The 21,397-nt window shown below is 35.2% G+C and carries 22 protein-coding genes and 1 pseudogene; 4 read left to right on the top strand and 19 right to left on the bottom strand.

Annotation, left to right across the window (positions count from 1 at the left end):
- Positions 1-742 precede the first annotated feature (742 nt).
- Complete coding sequence (locus C6H17_RS12490) at positions 743-883, top strand: hypothetical protein (RefSeq protein ID WP_199768865.1); 141 nt, start codon at positions 743-745, stop codon at positions 881-883.
- 340 nt (positions 884-1,223) lie between these two features.
- Here C6H17_RS12490 and C6H17_RS06870 read toward each other — a convergent pair whose 3' ends face one another.
- The 8 genes from C6H17_RS06870 to C6H17_RS06905 all read right to left on the bottom strand — a co-directional run bounded on the left by C6H17_RS06870 (position 1,224) and on the right by C6H17_RS06905 (position 7,771).
- Entirely contained in the window at positions 1,224-1,919 is a 696-nt protein-coding gene (locus C6H17_RS06870) for a glycosyltransferase family 25 protein (RefSeq protein WP_020995821.1), read from the bottom strand.
- A gap of 14 nt (positions 1,920-1,933) precedes the next feature.
- Positions 1,934-3,358, bottom strand: coding sequence for a M23 family metallopeptidase (locus C6H17_RS06875; protein WP_005217712.1), 1,425 nt, complete (start codon positions 3,356-3,358; stop codon positions 1,934-1,936).
- The gene (locus tag C6H17_RS06880) at positions 3,355-4,164 is read right to left on the bottom strand and encodes a sulfite exporter TauE/SafE family protein (RefSeq protein ID WP_005217711.1); all 810 of its coding nucleotides are present in this window, start codon (positions 4,162-4,164) and stop codon (positions 3,355-3,357) included. Before C6H17_RS06880 ends, C6H17_RS06875 begins: the two co-directional genes overlap by 4 nt.
- A gap of 509 nt (positions 4,165-4,673) precedes the next feature.
- Positions 4,674-5,360 (bottom strand): triose-phosphate isomerase, encoded by a 687-nt coding sequence (locus C6H17_RS06885; RefSeq protein ID WP_005217710.1) that lies wholly within the window; start codon positions 5,358-5,360, stop codon positions 4,674-4,676.
- A gap of 132 nt (positions 5,361-5,492) precedes the next feature.
- Positions 5,493-5,759 carry a hypothetical protein gene (locus C6H17_RS06890; protein ID WP_020995820.1) on the bottom strand — a complete coding sequence of 89 codons (267 nt, stop codon included), beginning with the start codon at positions 5,757-5,759 and terminating at the stop codon, positions 5,493-5,495.
- A gap of 48 nt (positions 5,760-5,807) precedes the next feature.
- Positions 5,808-6,989, bottom strand: a complete 1,182-nt coding sequence (locus tag C6H17_RS06895; RefSeq protein ID WP_005217708.1) for a pyridoxal phosphate-dependent aminotransferase — start codon at positions 6,987-6,989, stop codon at positions 5,808-5,810.
- Between the two features lie 52 nt (positions 6,990-7,041).
- Positions 7,042-7,380, bottom strand: a complete 339-nt coding sequence (locus C6H17_RS06900; protein ID WP_223808369.1) for a hypothetical protein — start codon at positions 7,378-7,380, stop codon at positions 7,042-7,044.
- Between the two features lie 118 nt (positions 7,381-7,498).
- Positions 7,499-7,771: a metal-sensing transcriptional repressor gene (locus C6H17_RS06905; RefSeq protein ID WP_005217707.1), complete on the bottom strand. Its 273-nt coding sequence runs from the start codon at positions 7,769-7,771 to the stop codon at positions 7,499-7,501.
- Between the two features lie 132 nt (positions 7,772-7,903).
- Here C6H17_RS06905 and C6H17_RS06910 point away from each other — a divergent pair, with 132 nt between their 5' ends.
- Positions 7,904-8,884, top strand: coding sequence for an SEL1-like repeat protein (locus C6H17_RS06910; protein ID WP_005217706.1), 981 nt, complete (start codon positions 7,904-7,906; stop codon positions 8,882-8,884).
- Positions 8,885-8,922: 38 nt separating this feature from the next.
- Here the strand turns inward: C6H17_RS06910 and C6H17_RS06915 are convergent, their stop codons facing one another.
- The 6 genes from C6H17_RS06915 to lepB all read right to left on the bottom strand — a co-directional run bounded on the left by C6H17_RS06915 (position 8,923) and on the right by lepB (position 12,740).
- A complete protein-coding gene (locus C6H17_RS06915) occupies positions 8,923-9,222 on the bottom strand; it encodes a YciI family protein (protein WP_005217705.1) in 300 nt (99 codons plus the stop codon).
- 348 nt (positions 9,223-9,570) lie between these two features.
- The gene (apt, locus tag C6H17_RS06920; protein ID WP_005217703.1) at positions 9,571-10,131 is read right to left on the bottom strand and encodes an adenine phosphoribosyltransferase; all 561 of its coding nucleotides are present in this window, start codon (positions 10,129-10,131) and stop codon (positions 9,571-9,573) included.
- Between the two features lie 157 nt (positions 10,132-10,288).
- Entirely contained in the window at positions 10,289-10,627 is a 339-nt protein-coding gene (locus tag C6H17_RS06925) for a hypothetical protein (RefSeq protein WP_004087343.1), read from the bottom strand.
- Position 10,628: 1 nt separating this feature from the next.
- Positions 10,629-11,066 (bottom strand): ribose 5-phosphate isomerase B, encoded by a 438-nt coding sequence (gene rpiB, locus C6H17_RS06930; RefSeq protein ID WP_005217701.1) that lies wholly within the window; start codon positions 11,064-11,066, stop codon positions 10,629-10,631.
- A 13-nt stretch (positions 11,067-11,079) separates the two neighbouring features.
- Positions 11,080-11,748 (bottom strand): site-2 protease family protein, encoded by a 669-nt coding sequence (locus C6H17_RS06935; protein WP_005217700.1) that lies wholly within the window; start codon positions 11,746-11,748, stop codon positions 11,080-11,082.
- Between the two features lie 47 nt (positions 11,749-11,795).
- A complete protein-coding gene (lepB, locus tag C6H17_RS06940; RefSeq protein WP_005217699.1) occupies positions 11,796-12,740 on the bottom strand; it encodes a signal peptidase I in 945 nt (314 codons plus the stop codon).
- A gap of 240 nt (positions 12,741-12,980) precedes the next feature.
- On the opposite strand from lepB, the gene C6H17_RS06945 reads away from it, so the two are divergent.
- Entirely contained in the window at positions 12,981-13,940 is a 960-nt protein-coding gene (locus tag C6H17_RS06945; RefSeq protein ID WP_005217698.1) for a chemotaxis protein, read from the top strand.
- Positions 13,941-13,988: 48 nt separating this feature from the next.
- Entirely contained in the window at positions 13,989-15,584 is a 1,596-nt protein-coding gene (locus tag C6H17_RS06950; RefSeq protein WP_104731385.1) for a carboxynorspermidine decarboxylase, read from the top strand.
- Between the two features lie 177 nt (positions 15,585-15,761).
- Here the strand turns inward: C6H17_RS06950 and C6H17_RS06955 are convergent, their stop codons facing one another.
- The 5 genes and pseudogenes from C6H17_RS06955 to C6H17_RS06975 form a co-directional block, all read right to left on the bottom strand.
- Complete coding sequence (locus C6H17_RS06955; protein ID WP_005217695.1) at positions 15,762-16,829, bottom strand: aminotransferase class V-fold PLP-dependent enzyme; 1,068 nt, start codon at positions 16,827-16,829, stop codon at positions 15,762-15,764.
- Between the two features lie 20 nt (positions 16,830-16,849).
- Positions 16,850-17,551, bottom strand: a complete 702-nt coding sequence (locus C6H17_RS06960; protein ID WP_005217693.1) for an NTP transferase domain-containing protein — start codon at positions 17,549-17,551, stop codon at positions 16,850-16,852.
- Positions 17,551-18,390 (bottom strand): hypothetical protein, encoded by an 840-nt coding sequence (locus C6H17_RS06965; protein WP_104731386.1) that lies wholly within the window; start codon positions 18,388-18,390, stop codon positions 17,551-17,553. Before C6H17_RS06965 ends, C6H17_RS06960 begins: the two co-directional genes overlap by 1 nt.
- Positions 18,391-18,506: 116 nt before the next feature.
- Positions 18,507-20,513 (bottom strand): thiamine pyrophosphate-dependent enzyme, encoded by a 2,007-nt coding sequence (locus C6H17_RS06970; protein WP_020995817.1) that lies wholly within the window; start codon positions 20,511-20,513, stop codon positions 18,507-18,509.
- 267 nt (positions 20,514-20,780) lie between these two features.
- Positions 20,781-21,386: pseudogene (locus C6H17_RS06975) on the bottom strand (isocitrate lyase/phosphoenolpyruvate mutase family protein); the annotation flags it as partial.
- Between the last annotated feature and the right edge of the window lie 11 nt (positions 21,387-21,397).

A 21,397-nucleotide genomic window follows, 5' to 3' on the forward strand; every position in this document is an offset into this window, starting at 1 on the left:
GTATAAAAGCTTCATTGATTCATGTTTTGATAAAGTCAAAAACTGGCTTAAGGATAAAATATCATGAGATAAGAATATCCATTGTGTATATATAACGCTTGTTTGGAGTGGCTTTTAGAAACTATTGCCAAGTATAGGCGTATTTTTATTGTTGAGATATGATTTGTTTTAATGATTTAAACATCGTTCTCTGTCCCTTTTGTAATTTTATATCCACTTTTCAACACACAATAAAACACTCTCTCTAACACTCAAAAACACACAAACACATAAAAGCCTTATATAAAGGGTTTTTTGCATAAGTGTTTTATAATATGCTTATATGTTATAATTCCTTTTTTTACTTCCACACGATGTTTTTTTGTTTGTATCTTATGTGTATTTTAGAATGTATTCTAAAAAAGGATACATAAAAGGATACACAAAAACATTACTACATATTAAAGTATGTTTTATGTGCTTAAAGGCATATAAAACTACACAATAAAAGCTTATAAAATCCATTAAGTAAAGAATGCAAAAATTAAAGCATTATTTGCTTGTGTAATTTTAATTTGTATCAAAGTATTAATTAATTTGTAACGCTTTAAAAATGATTTTGTATCAAGTGTTTTATATACTTTGTATTTTGTAAAGGCTTTATTTGTATTTGTGAAAACACACATAAGCATTAATGTTATTATGTGTGTAATGTATATGCTAGTATGCAATATTAATGCTTAACACTTGCAAAGGCTTACATATGCTTTTATGCTCGGCTCTTAGTATGGCATACATGCAAACTAAGCAAAACAATATAAAGCAATTAGTTACACATACTAAGCAAGGCATTAATATACATGCAAAGGCTTATAAAGTGATTGCAATGCAATACAAAGCATAAGCATTAAGCAATACAAGATTATTAAATGTGTTATGTAATTTATATTTGATACTTTGTAAACTTATGCTTTACACTAATATAGATTCTTATCCAAATAGGCGGGTGCAGGGTAATATGGGTACATTTGATTAGATTTCAAATTTCATTTTTTGCACTCCATGCCCTACGCACACCCAAGTAAGATAGATTTTAAAACTTAAATCTCACCTACACAATTCTTAGCTTATTAAAAAGTCTTTATATACGACTTTACTTATACACCACGCGTGGTAGTTTATAGCTAAGTTTAAATAAGGCGCGTTTTATTTGTATATATGTGCGATAGAATGGCTTTAAGATTCTATAATGCAAGGGTATTGCCCCCCCCCCCATCGTTTGCTCTATGCGTGCCATCAGCATTTATGATTGTAGAATGCGAGGCAATGTTATCTTCTCCCACTATAAAAGGCTTATAAATAATATTATCAACATGATGCAGGGCAACATGCTCCATATAAATATCAACGGGGCTATCCCATATCTTTTGTGTGAAAAATGCCTTAGCTGCACTCGGTGTAATATAATAGCCTAATGTGCCATTGGTATTTTTGAGTGAATAATGATAGTTTGAGTTATCAATTTTGTAAATATATTTATCTCTAGATCTTGCAGAAGTAAAAAATCGCACAAATGAGAATGTCGTGCGTTTCATATCTTGCAAAGCAGACAAAAAATGCTTTTCAAAAAATATATCATCTTCTAGCACAATAATTGGCTCATCAAGTCGCACACACTCTTCCCAAAGGCTATAATGAGAAGCATAACATGCGATTTCATTATCAATTAAGATTCTACCATGCCACAAATAGCATAACATAGGATTAAACATTGCTTTATATTCTTTAAAACTCTCACTTTTAGAATCTATTGCATTAAAAAAGCTATAGCTTAAATCTAGCTCTTTAAAAAGCGGATCTTTTTCTAGCAAACTAAGCTTTTCTTGCATATGCGCTTTTCTATCCTTTGATCTCTCTAAATTAATAACAAATATTTTCATATTCTAGCCTTTTATCATTTCTGTTTCACGCCAAAGTTATCTGCACGATCAAGCACTTGATTAATATTTGTATCAATCCATTCTGCTTGTAGCCATTCATTTGGATTTACAAAATGCCCTTGCACAAGTATCGCAAAAAAGAGACTAGTGGTAGTAGCAAAGCCACTAGCACCCATTTGCCCTATTTGCATAAGAGATTGCATATCTCTTGGTAATGTTGGGATTGCGTTTAAATAGCCATAAATTGAGCTTAGTCCTAACACATGATTTAATACCACGAGATTCCCATACGAGCCTATATTGCCCTTGAAAGCTACTATACCATTATTACTATTAATTACGCGCGTATCATTTTCAGCGATAAACTCTATACCATATCGCACAGAAGAGCCCACATGCTCTTTATGATACTTATATATATACTCATCGCCAAAGCGACCAGATGTTTGTGCCTCTTTTATAGGGGCAAAGACATTTAATCGTGGTATATTGGATTCTATATTTGTTTGCTTTGATATTTGAAAAAAGTTTGCTATCCTTTGATTATCTTGATGCCTGATCGTTTCATTAAAAAACTGAAATTTTTCAATATTTGTTGTTAAATCTTGCGGCATGATTACATTATCTTCTAGTTTTTTAATAAGTGTTTGCAGACGAGAATCACTTATAAGTATATTAAACTTTCTGCGTGGATAATTCACATTTGTAGCAATTGGAATCTGAATCTTTGTTTCATTCATCGCACTATCAATAACTTGTATTGTGCCATCAAAAAATGTATTTTTAATAGGCCATGCAATAAGTGAGAGATAGACTACTTTTCCCTGCTTATTCTTAAAAGGATAGGCTTCAAACTCATCATGCCCATTGCTTACTATCACCTTATCTATGAGAGAATCTTTTGTCTTATCATAAAGCCCTAGTTGCTGAATGCTAAAGGCAATGAGCGCACTGCCACCATACATGATTTGCTTTGAAGCAGCGATAACTTGCACTTGTGGTGTGCTTTTATTGATTATGAAATGTTTTGTAAGTTTTGTTTCATTCCCACGAAAAAAGTTTGAGTTACTCCAGTCTCTTACACTCACATGATAAAAGACTTCATCGCCATCAGCTAGATTTGGAATCTTTGGCAATGCGATATTTAGCTCTTCTGTCTTTTTAAGCAGCACTTCACTCTCTTCAACCAACACCTTGCCATCTTTATCCGTAATACTTACATGATATGAAGCAAGACCGCTTGAATCATAGGCATTTAAATGAATGGTATTTTCAGGGTTAAAAAATGAAGTGTGAATGTGATGCAATACTTTATTATTCTCTTTTAATACATAAAGTTCTAGATTTGGCGGGATTCTCTCAAAGCTTGAAGTATGCAGTAAAAGAAAAATGGAGATAAAGATAACACAACTCATTCCCGCTAAAATCAATCGTCTCATACACCACCCCCAATAATGCCATAATATCCAAGCACCTTATTTAAAGTTGCAATAATAGAGGCTAGATAAATAATCACCAAGATTCTATAATGTATTTGTGCGTTCATACTATCAATGAGTCTTGTGCCTATTACCACCCCAACAAGTGAAAAAGCCCCAAGCAAAAGCCCAGCATATAGCACACTATCTGTTATAACACCATGCCTTACAAATGAAAATGTTCCACTCAATGCTGCACACATAATAAAAAAAAGTGAAAGTGGCACAATCTTTTTTGTATCAAACCCCAAAAAATACATAAGCAAAGGCACAAGCATAACGCCACCGCCAATGCCTAAAGAAATCGCAAATACACCAGTCAAACTCCCGATTATAACAAGTATGCCCCCCTGCTTTGCTTTTGTGAGACTTACTTTTTGTGGCGTTTTTTTCACACTAAAAAGGAATTTATAGAATGTAAAAAGGCTAACGCAAAGAAAGATTAAAGCTAAATGTTTTTCTGCGATATACATAAGCACAACACCACTAAATGCCGCACCAATAAAGCCACCAATACCTAAAAATATCGCAGAATCTAAACACAAATTCTTCTTTTTGAAAATATTTATAGCACTCCCAAACACTGATGAAAAAATCATTTGCATAACAGAAATGCCAACCGCATCATGTGTAGAAAAGCTAAGATCTGGCAAAAGATAATGCAAATACAGCATACAAGGGACGATAATCATACCTCCACCAATACCAAATAAAGCAGAAATGCTACCGGTAATAATCCCAAGTATCGCTAAACACACAATTTCCATAACGCCAAACTTTATTTAAAATCAAGGCAAAATTATAACAAAAAACATAAAAAAAGCAGTGATTTTGTGGTATTGCTAGACTTATTGCATCAAGATCTGTTGAGGTGATATTTACTATGAGTAAACAAGTTGTATAGATCGTTTGATTTGGGCTATAAAGAACAGGTTTTTTGAATCTCACTGAATTATGTGCTTATTCATCAGATTAACCTTGGCTGTAATATAGATTAAACAATTGCAAGATAATGTTTTGGCAGTATTATGACAAAGTTTTTGATACTCTTGAAAAAATATGATATTTTCCATACATCCCCTCCCCTTCTACAAAATCAGCGTATTGTAAGTAAGGGCGGCTTTGGGAATCGCAGTTAATTCTCTATTTGTAATATCCCGCGGAAGCTTATAGATCTCAAATACAAGAGAATCTAAGTGTAAAAATAAGGTTTTAATCTATATTTCAATCTCAGTTTATTTTAGCTGGCACAAAATCATTACCCCATTATTAAAAGCTACTCCACCAAAGCAATAATTTGCGAAAAGTTTTTAGCACAAAGACTTGCACCGCCTATTAATACACCATCAGAAATAGAGCAAATACTAGTGATGTTATCCTTATTTACACTGCCCCCATATAATGCTTTTTTAACACCTAAATCCTTTAATATTTGCATAATATTTGCAATCTCTTCAAGACTTGGCGTTTTTCCGCTGCCTATTGCCCAAATAGGTTCATAGGCTATCGTTAATAGCGGATAGGATAGGTCAATATGTTGTAGTTGAGATTCTAAAAAATCCCTAACACAAGGCACACCAGAATCCTCCCCAATACATAGCATAATACGCATATTTTCCTGCATGAAAAACTCAAACTTTTCTTTTATCTTAGCATTATTCTCGCCTAAAATTTGCCGTCTCTCACTATGTCCCAACATGATATGCTTAATCTTTAAGGCATTAAGCACCTCTTGTCCTATCTCACCCGTAAAAGCACCATTTTGAATAGGATAAGCATTCTGTGCGCCAATCTCAAAATGCGTATATATATTATCTGTTAGGCTTGCTTGATTTGGAAACACGATAATATTGTGTTTTTTGGCATTTTGCAAAGATTGGAGTTCTGTTTGCAAGAGAGATAGATATGCTAATGTGCTTTGTGGAGTGTGATTTGCCTTGAGATTTGCAGCAATTGTTTTCATTTATACGCCTTTCATTAATCTTGTGTAGAATTATATATTTTACAATACATTACACTTAATGTATTCTTAGGATTTAAAAACTAAACTATTTGACACTAACACCTATTCTCTTGCAAACTCATTGTCAAAAAACTACCAAATATTAAATTTCTCTCGCAATTCATCAGCCTTAAAACAACCAGATCTATTGTATTTACACACAAATTCTGCAATATTAATAGCTTTTCTTGGATTTTTTCGTATCATACCAAACCCATTCTCATATATCCCAATTGCGAGCATACAAGACGCCAATGTTTTTTCTTTGTAGCACTTCTCTTCCGGACTATTGGAAGCAGATTGTGCAAAACACAGCGTCAAACCTACAGCCAAGAAACAAAAAAATATTTTTTGCATCATAATCTCTCTCCTTGCGTTTTGTTTATATGTAGGCAACAAATGATATTACTAACACTCACCCCTTACAAACTTATTAATACGCACAAAGCCCTCTTTAATCTGTGCTAAATCACAAGCAAAACTCATACGCACAAAGCCATCCATGCCAAATGCACTTCCCGGGACTAATGCAACGCCGACTTTTTCAAGCAATGCTTTGCAAAACTCCATACTATTACCATCATATCCCTTCACATTGTTTATATTAATAAAAAGATAGAATGCACCATCAGGCTTTACAACGCTAATGCCGGGTATCTCATCAATTAGCCCGCATGCAATATCCCTGCGTTCTTTAAACGCCTCTCGCATAGATTCAATATCAGCATCCGCACTGCCATCAAGGGCTACAATTGCGGCTTTTTGCGTGATAGAGTTAATATTTGAAGTGCATTGACTTTGCAAGTTATCCATAAGCTTGATTAACTTTTGATCCTTGCATGCTGCATAGCCCATACGCCAACCAGTCATTGCCACAGATTTACTTAAGCCATTAATTGTAATCGTCTTTTGCATAATGGAATCATTAAGCGAAGCAATGCTTACAAAAGTGCCATCATAGACTAATTTTTCATACATTTCATCACTGATAATCCACAGATTATGTTTCAAAGCAACTTCAATAACTGACTCTAACTCTTCTTTTGTGTAGATCATGCCAGTGGGATTCGATGGACTTGTAAGCACAATAGCCTTAGTCTTTGGCGTAATAGCCCTTTCAAAATCAATACCTCTTGCCTTAAAACCATATTCTTCTTTTGTTTCTACAAATACAGGTTTTCCACCACTATATGTAACTAATTCAGGGTAAGTTACCCAATACGGAGTAGGTATAAGCACTTCATCACTCTCATCAATGATTGCTTGAAATGCGTTAAATAGCGATTGCTTTGCACCATTGCTTACAATGATTTCTTTTGGGTCATATTCTAGATTATTATCTCTTTTTAGCTTTTGTGAAATCGCCTTTAAAAGTTCTGGGATACCAGCAACCGCAGTGTATTTTGTAAAACCGCAGTTTAACGCCCTTATCGCTTCTTCCTTAATTACTTTAGGTGTGTCAAAGTCAGGCTCTCCAGCACTAAAACTCAATACATCTTTGCCTTCTGCTTGCAGTTTTCTTGCTAGATTTGCTACTGCGATTGTGGCAGATTCACTAAGGCTTAAGATCCTCTTAGAATATTGTTGCATTACAACTCCTTATCACATTAAAAGATACAAAATGGTAGCAAAATATTTTCAATTATAAATATAAACGCACATTTAATTTCTCATCTAAAAATAATGAGATGAAAAAACTTAACATTTTGTTTTCATTTGTCATTAAACTAACGGCTATTTTATCTCTCTCTGAAAGCTTTAAGAAAAAGCCTACAAGACAATCAGGCAACGGATGAGAGTCGGCAAACTTTACCTCTAGCTCATCAAAAGCCTTTTCTTTCAAATGTTCTATTTCGCTCACACCTACAATATCAAATAAATCTGCCTTAAATGCTTTAAAAGATTCATAGTCTCTAATAACACCAGTGCAAGTAAGACTAAGCTTTCTCCCCTCTAATTCACCCTCGAGTGTAAATCCCATATTCATAGCAACATTTCCTTAAGTTTAATATTTGTTTTTTCATAATGTTATAGTCCAAAATCTGAATTCATCGCAAAAATAAAGATTCTAAAACCTATATCATTAAATTTAAACGCCGCTAAGACATACGCGAAAAATGCTCTATTGCCTTTGCTAGCTCATCAAGACTTGTATCAGAATCTCCGTGTTTTATAGCATCTTTCATGCAATGTGTTACATGTCCCTCTAAGATGATTTGCCCAACTTTATGTAATGCACTTTTAGCGGCATTGATTTGTATTAAAATATCCACACATGCCACTTCGTCATCTACCATTTTATCAATCGCATTCAATTGCCCTATGATTTTTTTCAATCTTCTATGTATGTTTTTTGCGTTTTCTTGCTCCATTAAAATCCTTATAATCAATCTTAAATCTTTGACTTAATGCACTTTATTTTATGCTATTATAATATTTTATTTGCGTAATCGCAATTTTTCTATTAAATATTAGAATCTTCTTTAATAGATTCGGGGAATGGCATGAAAAAGACTAGCATTATCTTGTTTTTATTGTTTCAAATAGCACTTGGCATAGATATATCTAATATTACTAAGCATTGCAATAAAGGCAATATGACAGCTTGTTCTATACTTGGCGATATGTATTATGTAGCTGATAATGTGCCACAAGATTATGCAAAAGCACAAAAATTTTGGCGTAAAGCATGTCATGCAAGAGAAATGAATGCGTGTTATAACTTAGGTGTATTATATCAAGAGGGGCAAGGCGTATCACAGGATTATAAACAATCTCTTGATTTATACACACAGGCTTGTAATGTCGATCATGCTGCTGCTTGTCTTAATCTTGGCTATTTGTATATGGGTGGCTTGGGTGTAGAAAAAGATGAAAAGAAAGCGCGTGATTTATATATAAAGTCATGTGATGGTAAAAAGGCAGAGGGCTGTTATAGCTTAGGGAATCTCTACTTTTATGGTAAAGGTGGGGATAGAGACTATGAGAAGGCAGCAGATCTGTATGCAAAAGCATGTGAATATGGGCATGATGATGCATGTGATAATCTTGGCGTAATGTATGCAAAGGGCGAGGGCATTGCAAAAGATTATGATAAAGCAAGGGAATTTTTTACCAAAGTGTGTGCGGATAATAGGGCTGGGGCGTGCTATAATCTTGGAATCTTATTTGATTATGGCTATGGTGTGGAACAAAGCTATCCGGAAGCAATTAGACTTTATACTAAAGCATGTGATATGCACCATATCAAGGCTTGTTATAGCTTAGGGATTATGTATAATAAGGGCGATGGTGTGAATATTGACTATCCAAAAGCATTGGGACTTTATCTAAAGTCATGCAATATGGGGCATTCTAATGCGTGTTATAATATTGGGGCTATGTATTATGATGGCATGGGTGTGCGGCGTGATACTCAAGTAGCAGGTGGCTATTTTAGTAAAGCATGTAAATTCGGCGATAAGAAGTCGTGTGATATGCGGTAGGTTGCATTCAAAGTCGTTTTTATATTACAGCGTAAATATCACACATTCAAAAAATCATCTAAGATCTTAGCGTGTAAAACTGCTTCAAATTCAATAATTTCATATTCAGCAACATTATTGATACAAAATGGATCATTTTTAGCAAATGCGAGTGCAGAATCTTTACTTTCAAATCTACCTATAATCAATCCACCATCTTTTGGATTGCGAGGACCTGAAGCAAGAAGCATATTGGAATCATAGCCTAACTTTAAATATGCTCTATGCTCTGCTAAAAATTTTTCTACCTCACTAAAAGGCTTTGTATAATTTACTTTACAAACAAATAATGTATTCATTGTCATTTCCTTTCTATCGAGTTTATATATTGTAATTACAAAATATCAAGATTCTAAAATTTCCATCTTTATAATGTTTAAAACCTTGTTATATAAAAGTATAGTTTCTAGAATTTACTGCCTGTTATATTTGCAAGTGTGAGTAAATTTGTATAGAGTATATGAGTATTAAATAATTCTCTCCTTTAGAATCTATGCTAAAAGTCTTGCTATCGCTTGGCACTAATAAATAGAATCTCTTGCTTATTGTGGTAGGCAAAAAAAATTAAAAGTGTAGTTTCTAAATATTCTTACCTTAAACCTCACACCCCTTCAAACATAACAATATAACAAATATTCTAAAATCCCTTACTCCACATCAATAAGCGAAAAAACATGTGTTTTAGATTCTATCTCTTTTCTCTCTTTGTTTTCTGCAAATTCAAGTAGATTTACAAGGCAGCATAGCTCAATACATTTTGCTTCAAGTTTTGAGATGAGTTTTAATGCTGCACAAGCTGTGCCACCTGTTGCCATTAAGTCATCAACAAGAATAACATTAACACCTTTTAAGCCTGAAAAGGCATCTTCTTTTATCTCCATAGAATCTTTTCCATATTCAAGTGAGTAGCTTTGTGAAAGCACTTTGCCGGGTAATTTACCCTTTTTTCTAATCGGCACAAATCCAGCATTCAGTGCAAAAGCTAGAGCAGAGGCTATCATAAAGCCCCTTGCTTCAATGCCGATGACATACTCCACTTTATAGGCTTGGTATCTGTGTGCTAACATTTGTATGTATTCATTAAAGAGTTTGCCATTATGCAAAAATGTCGTAATGTCTTTAAATAAGATTCCCTTCTTTGGAAAGTCTGGCACATCTGTGATTGCTTGCTCGATTTCTTCACGCAATGTGGGCTTGTGTTTTGCCATTTTTACTTCAGTTTTGGTTTGTAGAATCTTCTAGCATTAAGTCTTCTTCGCTAAAAGCATTAATGGGCTTTTCAATCTCATTGGTCTTTTTTCTTACCATACTTAATCCCTTTGTAAAATTTAGTCTAAAAAACATCACACTATCCCTATGTAAAGATTATAAGAGTGCTTCTATCTTTTGCTCTAAATCTTTAATTCGACTTTTATAGTTGTCCGTTTCTATACGATATTGTGAGTTTCTTTGCTTGAGTGTTTTAACCTCACTTTTCAAAGAATTAAGCTCTTTTGTCAATATGTCAATATTACCTAATGCCCTTTGGAGTGAAAGCTGATGCTTTTGTATTAAAACCTCTGTTTCCACAAGAGTATATTTCATGTGTGAAGATTCTTTTCTCTCTTTTTGTGCTATGCTTTTATAGTAAAAAGCCGCTACAACCATGAATAAAACAAAGAGAATAAAAATAGTCAGTCCAAACCAAGCAACTACATCACCCATATTAATCCTTTGTATTTGTGAGTTTTTCCACTCTTATTGCATGTCTGCCGCCCTCAAAAGTCTCGTTTAAAAACACTTCTATAACAGCTTCAGCAACTCCAGCTCCAATCACCCTTTCCCCCAAACATAACACATTTGCGTTATTATGCTTTCTTGCGACAGCAGCCATATAGGGATCAAAACATAGGGCAGCACGGATAGCTCTATGCCTATTAGCAGCAATACTCATTCCAATTCCACTACCACAAATGAGTATCCCGCGACTATTTTCAATATCTTTTAGCATTTCCTGACACACAGCCTCTGCCATATCGGGATAATCCACACTATCACTGACATGCACGCCTAAGTCCTTAAAAGCAATGTTGTGTTCTTTACAATACTTTGTCGCCACTTGCTTTATCTTTAGTCCTGCATGATCACTTGCTATGAATAACATAATTTTCCTTTTATTAAAGTTTTAGAAAGAATAAGAGCGTATTTTTCATAATCCATAATATTGCTTCATTTGTCGGCGGAAACAATAAAATGATAATGAGTAGAATCATACCATATTTTTCAACATTATTATACAATCTTGCAAAGAAGCTATTATTGAAATAAAGTCCTATATACGCTAAGATTAATGCACCATTAAGCGGTGGAATAGGCAATAGATTAAAGATAGCAAGCATCACATTTACTTGCAACAAAATGAAAAAGAATTGCATAAGAAGACCGCCACTTTGCATAAGTCCTAAATCTATGCCAAATCGCAAAATAACCACACAGCACAATGCAACAAGAAAATTAAAAAATGTCCCAGATAATGCGACATAAAGACAGCCTTTATAGCCCGTTTTTTCTTTAATGTTTTCATAGTTTATCGGCATAGGCTTTGCATATCCAAATATGAAATTTGCTCCTACAATAATTAATGTAAATGGAATGATAAAAGTGCCAAGTATATCAACATGTTTCAAGGGATTAAGTGTTATACGATTAGAAACCCTAGGTGTTTCATCACCATAACGCAATGCCATTAAACCAGATAGAATCTCCCTGCCAACCGCAGAAAATAATAATGCAACGACATAAAAACTAATAGTTATTCCAACTTCAGTTGTATCTAAATCGTCCATACCAATCCTTAAAACTACCTTGAAACACTACACATATTAAAATCTATCTAAAGATTATAGGGTCTAATTTCACCCTCAAATTTCTGTGCATCTTTTTGTAAAGTTTCTATACCTTTAAACATTCTTTTCCATCGCACTTTATAGCGATTGATAGGATTGCTTGCTTCTGATTCTATACTATCAGTCAAAGTTATGCTAAAGTAGGTAAACCAAGGCTGCCCTACAATGCGACTATAATCTACCACGCCCCAGAATCTAGAATCTTCACTATTATCGCGATTATCCCCAACCATGAAAAAGCAATCCTCATCAATTTTTTTATAAAAAAACTCTTCTCCATTTTCACTTCTCATATCCATACCTATGTTACCACTATTTGCACGGATAAACATTAAATCATAACTTTGAAAAGCTCTTGTCTTAGAAACAGTTGCTCCAAGATAGGGACCAATATATTCACTAGAATAAGGCACTTCTATATAACCACCCTTCTCTCCATAATGAATCCCAACATATTCTCTAGCATACGGCTCTTTTACATACCTTTCATTTAGAAACTCTTTTGTTTCATAGTCTTTAAAATGCGTATCAATATAGGAATCTCCCTCAAATGGTCGCAAATACATGCCATCTTTTGCAAATATCACTTTATCACCACCGATCGCAAAATTTCTCTTTACATAATATGTCTTATCATCGCCGGGTGGATTAAATACGACTATATCCCCCCTTTTTGGTCTATCCCCCTCGATTAAATGCCTATTGCCGTGAAAATCTGGAAGTATTGGTATCTCAAGCCATGGAATCTTTGGTATTGTGATTCCATACGAGTATTTTTTTACAAACATCATATCGCCCTCATACAGAGAGCCAACCATTGAGCGACTAGGGATAATAAAGCCTTGTGCCACAAAAAACACTAAACATAACACAATTACAATCGCACCAGTCCAACTTGAAACAAAATTGCTAATCCATCTTAGAATCTTCATATACACCCTTATTCAAAAAAGTTTTAGAGAAACTATACAAAAGTGCAATTCTACTATTAAATACTTAATATTTAGATTTTCCCTTTGTATTCAATATATCTTAAGGATTAAACTAAAACTAGTTTTCATGGCATGATTTTATATTTCATCACACCAAGATTCTATAAAACAATATGTTGTGTTAGAATAAATATGCTATGATTTTACAAAATTGTGCAATTTTATTCATAAAGGCTTAATATGGCAATGTCAAATATCGATCAAGTAACAAGTTTGCATAAAAATAACGAGTTGCAGCTACTTTGCTTTCGCTTAGAAAGAGGAAAAGATTTATATGCGGTGAATGTATTTAAGATACGGGAAGTTGTGAAATATAATGGGGCTGTTACTATTGTGAGCCATGAGCCAAACTCCCTTGTAGAAGGGCTTATTACAATAAGAGAACTCACTATACCACTTATTGACATGCGGAAGTGGTTTTTCTATGATCCTGCTATGCCTACAAAGAATCTGCGTAATTATGCTGTGCCAAGACAAAAGGGTGAAGATGATATTATAATGATATGTGAGTTTTCAAAATGGACTATTGGTGTGCGTATTTATGAGGCAGATAGAATCTTAAATAAAAAATGGACAGAGATAGAGCAAAGTGCAGGTGTTGGCAGTAGCGGTGGGGGTAATGGCAAGCTTGTCTCACGCACAAGATATTATGATGGTAAATTAGTGCAGGTCGTTGATATTGAAAAAATGCTTGTAGATGTATTCCCATGGATTGAAGAAGAGAAAAATAAAGAGATGGAGAGCATTAATCAAGTTGTTACTACTAAAAAGATATTACTTGCAGATGATAGCCCAAGTGTGCTAAAAACCATGCAAACCATTCTTAATAGACTAGGCGTTATACATCTTGATTTTATCAATGGACAAAAATTACTCGATCATTTATTTAGCCCTGATACAGATATTTCAGAAATTGGGCTTATTATCACTGACTTAGAAATGCCTGAAGCAAGTGGTTTTGAAGTGATTAAGCAAGTCAAAGCAAATGCCGCATCAAAGCATATACCTATTGTTGTAAATTCATCAATGAGTGGGACGAGTAATGAAGAGATGGCGTTATCACTTGATGCAGATGAGTTTATATCAAAGTCAAATCCTGTTGAGATTGAAAAAGCTGTGCGAGAGTTAATGCTGCGTTAGTTTTATTGCTTTTAGATTCTATAACTTTAAATTTTTAGGATTATCACAATGCAGCAAACAGAAAATACACTAAACTGGCACAAAGACTTTTTAGATAATAAGATTATGTTACAACAAGTGCTAAATAATACAGATTTAGCCTTTAGGATACAAACACCAAGCTATGCATTATGTAAAGATTCGTTAGACGCAAATATTACGCTGCTACAAAATGTCGCAAAAGATTCTGGAGCAAATATCTTAGTTGCATTAAAGGGTTATAGCTTTTGGAGGGCATTTGAAAATATCCGCACAAAATTACAAGGGGCTACTTGCAGTGGTGTAAATGAAACGCTTTTAGCATTTGATAGCATTGCCACGCCTTTAATGCAGCAAGATTCTAATATAAAAGAAGTGATAAAAGCGTTACTACCTTATCTAAAAAATATCTCAAAGAATCCTACCATAAAGCCTTCACACGCACAAATTATAGAATCTCTTTTTAATAATCTAGATACAACACTAGAAAATCAAGATAATTATCAAGCCCTTTGCAAAGAGATCCCTTACGCCCTATTAAATATGTTTATACATAAAGAAATATGTGTCTTTGCCCCAGCTTATAAAGAATCTCAAATGCAAAATATATTACCTTATGCAACGCATATTATCTTTAATTCCTTAGGGCAATGGGAGCGATTTAAGCCTTTTATAGAATCACAAAATAAACTTATTAAAGAGTTTTATCAAATACTATTAGAATGCAAAAAAAATGGAGTATTACAAGTTGAGCTTCCAAAAAAGATTCCACAAATTCATATAGGACTACGCATTAATCCCTTGTATAGCGAAGTTAGCCCGCCTATTTATAACCCATGTATCCCCAAAAGTCGCTTAGGTATCATACCCAGCGTTTTTTATAGAGATTTAGAGAATCTTGCTAAAAAATATAACTACACAGATACACTCTCATTTTTTAAAGCACATTTTAGCGGTTTGCATTTTCATACACATTGTGAGCAAGATTCTAGTGCCCTGCAGCGGACACTGCCACATGTGATAGGGCATTTTGGCGATTATCTTTCACATTGTGAATGGGTGAATTTTGGCGGCGGTCATCATATCACACGAAGCGATTATAATTGCACCTTACTTGTGAATCTCATTAAGGACTTTAGAGAAAAATATAATGGCATTCAAGTCATGCTAGAGCCCGGCGAAGCAGTAGGTTGGCAAACAGGCGATTTAATCGGTGAAGTGGTAGATATTGTAGAGAATGAGGGCTTAGTAGCTATACTTGATGTGAGTGCGAGTTGCCACATGCCAGACTGCCTTGAGATGCCTTATCGCCCCGCATGCTATAAGATTACAAAAGATTCTAAAGGAAATGCGGTTATAGAATCTGATTTAGGTGAAGAGAAAGGAAAATATTGCTATCGCTTTGGCGGACCCACTTGCCTTGCAGGTGATGTAATCGGGGATTATAGTTTTGATACGCCCCTAAAAGTTGGCGATAAAATAGCATTTGTTGATATGATACATTATACTATTGTAAAAAACACAACCTTCAATGGTGTAGAACTCCCTAGTCTTGGTGTTGTAGAGAATGGTAAGTTTAAACTATTAAAGCAGTTTGGCTATACAGATTTTAAGGAACGCAATTAGACTTGTGTGGGAGAAAACTCTAAAGCAGAATATTTTAGGATCTGCGTTTTCCATCTCATTTAAAGTTAAATATCGCAGAATATTGTATTCTTTTCACGAAAAACCGAGTTTTCTTGCGGGACGGATAACCCCAGATAAGTTTGTGTAATAATTAAGCCATAAATAGCAATGCCAAAACTATTTCTTAAGTTTTAGAAAAGTTTCTAAAACATCTAAAAACCCTTGCAAATCACTTGATTCAATATCTCCAATATTTGCTATGCGAAACATATTTAAACCAGCAATTTTTCCGGGATAAATCGTATAGCCCCTTTCTTTACAATAAGAGTGCAATTCATTAAACTCCATATCATTAGGAAGAGTAATAGCTGCAATAATAACACCATAAGAGTTTTTTGGATAGATATCAAAGCCAAGCCGAGTTAAACCATCTCTTAGAATCTTATTGCTTTTTTCATATCTTTTATAGCGATTTGTTAAGCCCTCGCGTTTTAACTCACCAATAGCTTGTCGCAAGGCATAGAGTGTTTGCACGGGTGGTGTAAATCGCATTTGATAATTATGTATGAAATATTCATATTGTGCTTTTAAGTCAAGATAAAGGCTTTTTGCATAGGTAGCCTTCAAAATATTTGCTTCATTGGCAATTACAAAGCTTATCCCTGCCATTCCTTGAATGTTTTTATTGCTTGATGCAATAATGAAATCCACAACATCAAGACTTAAGGGATAACACGCATAGCTACTCATACAATCAGCAATTATCTTAATATTTAAAGGTTTGCAAATACGACTTACAGAATCTAAATCATTGATAAGACCACTTGTTGTTTCGCTATGGATAAGGGCTAAAAATTGCGGTTTTTCCCTTTGTAGAAACTCATCTAACTTTGCAAAATCAATGGGCTTTAAAAAATCAGATTCAAACGCTACATAGTTAATACCTGCATATTTTGCCATATCAGCAATTCTTTGTCCATACGCACCATTTATGACAATCGCTAATTTATCATTACTGCCTACAACGGAGCTAATACACGCCTCAACCGCTAGAGTCCCACTCCCACCAAAAAGCACCGCCCTTGCCTTATCACCACCCTCCACAAATTCAACAAGCCCTTTGCTCACTTCTTCCATAACTCTGCCAAACTCTTCTTCTCTCGGACAAACATCTTCTACCACTTGTGCTAGTTTTATGCTTAGGGTTGTGTTCGCTGGACCCGGGTTTAAAAGTATGTTTTTCATATTTTTCCTTTTTTATAATTTTATTGAGAATCTTTTTTAAGAATCTTTGGAATAATAAGCTTTTTTGCTCGCTCTAAATGTTCTAAGCAATCAATCTCACACCATATAAGATTATCAATCTTTAGCACATCAAAACCTTTTAGTAAATATTCATAATCATTTTGACTATGGCAATCAAGCTTCACAAAGCTTTGCAAAGAAATCTTAGAGATACCAACTAGCTCTCCATCAATAGAATCTAGCTTTGTCTTATCCTTGCTTAAATCTTGCAATTTATCTTGCACAATACTCATATACACTTCATCGCCACTCTGTGTTGCGCCACTTGCTAAAACAAGATCTTTTCTTTCATCTTGAAGCAGAGCCTTAATCGCCAAAGGCTCATATACCAAATCAGATTCTAAAAGTAAAAAATCTTGTGTAATCAACTCTCTTAAACACCACAACGTATAAGCACTCCCAGTAGTTGCAAAGTCTTCATTTTTATGTGTTATTATCTTAAAATCTTTAGCTGAAAGCCTATCTGCTAGGGCATTATAAGCTTTGTTTTCATAACCTGTGCCAATGATAACTTCTTGTATGCCTGCTTCCTTTAAAAGCCTTAAGCTTCGCTCAATCAAAGTTTCGTGTAAAGATTCTATATATAGAAAGCCTTTTGGTAGATTTTTCTTAATATCGCCAAGCCTAGAGCCAAGCCCAGCTGCTAAAATAACCGCTTGCATTAATCTTTTTTCTCCATTATGACATTGAATCTAAAAGGTGAATTCGCATAACCTTTAATATTTTGTTGCTCGATATGAATCTCGCACCGCTTAGATTTTGCAAACTCCACAAATAAATCCTTTGGATAATACAAATGTTTTGTTGTGCCTTCATATAGCTTTTCATAGTCATCACCACATATTTGCTTTTTATAGGCAATGTCTGCTTCTCTTTGTTCTAAATCTAAAATATCAAGGAATAAAACCTTTTTTCTAGCTTTATCAATCATTTTTGCAATCACTTCTTTTGCATACTGCAAAGATGGAAAATAGTGAAACACACTAAATGAGCAAACGCTATCATAAGCCACAGAATCTATATCCCTTGCTTCACCTTGAGTGATATTTGCACAAGGCAATGCTAACTTTGCAATACGAGATAGATTCTTGGAATAATCAATACCGCCAAGATTTTTAAAACCTAAAGTATGAAGTGGATTTTTTAGCACATTACATTGAGACAGCATTTGCCCCCCCCCCCCCGTAGAATCTGTGTTTGTATTTATGCTATTTATAGCTGTTTGATTGTTTTCTGCTTTTTGCATATTCATTGCATAGAGAAACGCACCAGCCCCACAACCTACTTCATACATACTATCACATTGCCCCAACTTAGCTTTTTGGAATATATCTGCAATAAAATTACGATAAGTCTCAATGCTAAACGAACCGGTTTTAGAATCAAAACCATTACATCGTAATAATTCTTGTATTACTTCGTTTGTATCCGCGTTTTGAAGATTCATATTAGAATCTAACCTTTTGCTTTCCCAAATATCCTGCCAAGTTTTTGTTTGCATTTTTGTTCCTTATTTTGAATTTATTTTTTAAGCTTCAGTTTATGAAACTTCTCTATTTTTAATTTTTGTTCCCAACTATTGTCTCATCTTGTAGTTTTGCAGAAACCCATCTTGCATTAAAACTCATCGCTACACTCCTGCATATACTTGCTTAGTCTTTGAGCCACTTCTTGTGGTGTAATCTTTGGTCGTCCTAGTTTTTCTTTAGAGCCTTTTTGGATTTTAAGGTAGATAAACCACGCCCCTTTTTTAGAATCTAAATTGCTAGGATTTGCATTCTTGGATTTTGTGTTGTTAGAATCTGTTTGAGATTCTGCAATACTAGAATCCACAATTCTAGTATTTTGCAAGTATGGACTAGTGCTTCGCACGAGTGCGGTGGTGCTAGTGGGGCTTTTTGTAGATTTTAAGGGGGAGCTAGACATAGAGTCTGCGTTCGCAATCGTGTCGCTCACCCTAAAATCCACAAAATCGCTGCTATGACTACCCAAAGACGAATTGCCATAAGTTAAAAACGCTTTTACATAGCTTTCAAACTCTTCTAAACTCTCCGCTATATACACATTCACATACCCACACGACCTAGCAATACTACTAAAATCCACAAAAGGCGAGAGATTAAACTGCCCACCTGTGCTATCGTGGCTCTCATTATCTAGTAAAATATGGCAAAAATTATCCCTATTCCTTGTGTAATACGCATTTGTGCTTAATGCACCAAGCCGCATAAGCAGGGCAGAATCACCATCTATGGCAATGACTTTTTGTCTGCTTTTTAACGCAATACCAAGTGAGAGAGAACTCACACAGCCCATAGAGCCGACCATATAGAGCTGATTTGGACTATCCTCTATTTCATATAGTTCCCTGCCACATTTACCTGTGGTAGCAAACAACAAGGCTTTAGAATCTTTTGCTAGGGTATGCAGGACACTCAAGGCTTCTAGCCGTGTAGGCATTGTGCTTGTGGGTTGTGTAGGTTTAGAATCTAGCTTGGATTCTGTGTTGCTGGAATCTTTAGTTTCTAATGTTGTAGTGTTGATTTTAGGATTTGTTTGAGATTCTAGGCTTTTAGAATCCGCAATTCTAGTATCTTGGCTAAGATTTGAATGTTGTGCAAAACGAGGCGAAGGGAGTTTGCTAGACGCAAATGATTGAGCCGAGTTGCCGCACTCATTCAAAGATTGGCTAAGAGACGAATTGCCAATATCGCTTAAAGCAACTTTAGAAAAAGTTTTATCTCTTACAATAAAGAAAAAACTCTCCCCCTTTTCCAACCACTCTAAAGCCTCTTGCACCTGCATTTTAGCCCTATCCGTATCTGAATCTAAAAAGGCATACTTCATCTCGCAAGTCTCTAGCAATGTATCCGTGATAACGCCTAGCAGCTCGTGCTGTGGCTCATCTGTATTTTTACCGCTAGAATCCCTTTCACCACGCAAGGACACAAAGCCTAGAATTGGAATCTTAAAAGTGTAGTTAAGGCTTGTTAGGGGGCTTAGAGCGTTGCTTAAGCCGCTATTTTGCATTAGCACCACGCCATAAGTCGGCAATTCAGCTTGTGGCGATAAATGCGGGAGCTGCGAAAAATCTTTGCGGTCATTTGCGTTTAGCAAACTCCCTTGAGATTTTCCTTGCAACCCACATTTTTCACTCACAATCTTAGAATTGCTGGGGCTTTCTTTAGGACAACCACCAAAATCACTCAAAGTTACTTCCGCCTGAGAGTCTTTATTGTTGGAATTAACTTGAGATTCTGGGCTTGTGGATTTTTCGCTACGCTCAAAATGAAAAGGGGTAGAATCCATAATTCTAGTATTTGTGGTGGTGCTTTGTAGGTTTTGTGTGAATTTGGGGGCAGAAGTTACCTTAGTGGTAATGACTGCCTCCAAAGACACACAATCTTGCGAATGATTACTCAAAGACGAATTGCTATGAATTAGTCGGCACAAGCTTATCCCACTTGCAATCGCCACCGCATCCCCCTCATTATTACTCATAATGAAACGCTCACTATTAATCGCATAATTAATAAGCGGTGCAAGATATGAGCAAGGCACACCGACAAAATCCCTTAATCCCACACTCTGCAAATAATCACCAAATTCTTGTGTGTCTAACATAGTTTTCCTTTAAGCGTAATGACTAAAATACCTAAAAACACATTTTGCGGAAGTATTTTTGAGTGTTTTTCAAAAATCCGCAAACCAAAACTCCGCATTCTAGCAATATGGTTTTGCTATCTTGGAATGAAACGCTTCAATGCAAACTCCCAGCCATTCTAAGATTGTGAGTGCTAGTTTGGTGGTTGTCAAAAAATCGTGATTGAGCGATTTTTGAAGACTCCGCCGAAATAGTGCCACAAGCTGAATTGCTAAAACGCAAAAACATTATATTGTCCCCGGAATAAGTGAGAGAATCTCCTTCACACTCATACAAGAAGATTCCATCTCCTTACTTCTATCAAACTCTAAAATCCCTTGTGCGACCTTTTGCATCGCTACAAATGAAGCCCTAAGCAAGTGGTTTGCATAAATAATAATATTTGCCCCAGCTTCACCTAGCTCTTTTGCGGTGATTTCATTAAAGCTTGTAGGCACGACTACCACAGGTGTTTTAGAATCTTTCTCTCTAAAGGCTTTGAGAAAAGCTAACACTTCATCAGGGCTTTTTTGGCGTGAATGTATCATTATGCCATCTGCCCCAGCGTTAATATAAGCAAAAGCCCGCTTCAGTGCGTCTTCTTGCCCTTTGTCTAATATCAAAGATTCAATGCGTGCGATAATCATAAAGTCTTGTGTAATTTGTGCGTTTTTCCCCGCTCTAATCTTGTCACAAAAGACTTCAATGTCTTCTTGAGTTTGCTCTACATCATTACCCAAAAGTGAGTTTTTCTTTAACCCTGTTTTATCTTCAATGATGACCGCGCTAACACCCGTTCGCTCCAAACTTCTTACAGAAAAGACAAAATGCTCTATCTTGCCACCTGTGTCGGACTATTAAATCA

It is taken from the genome of Helicobacter rappini (assembly GCF_900198625.1).
Classification (GTDB): Bacteria; Campylobacterota; Campylobacteria; order Campylobacterales; family Helicobacteraceae; genus Helicobacter_A; species Helicobacter_A rappini.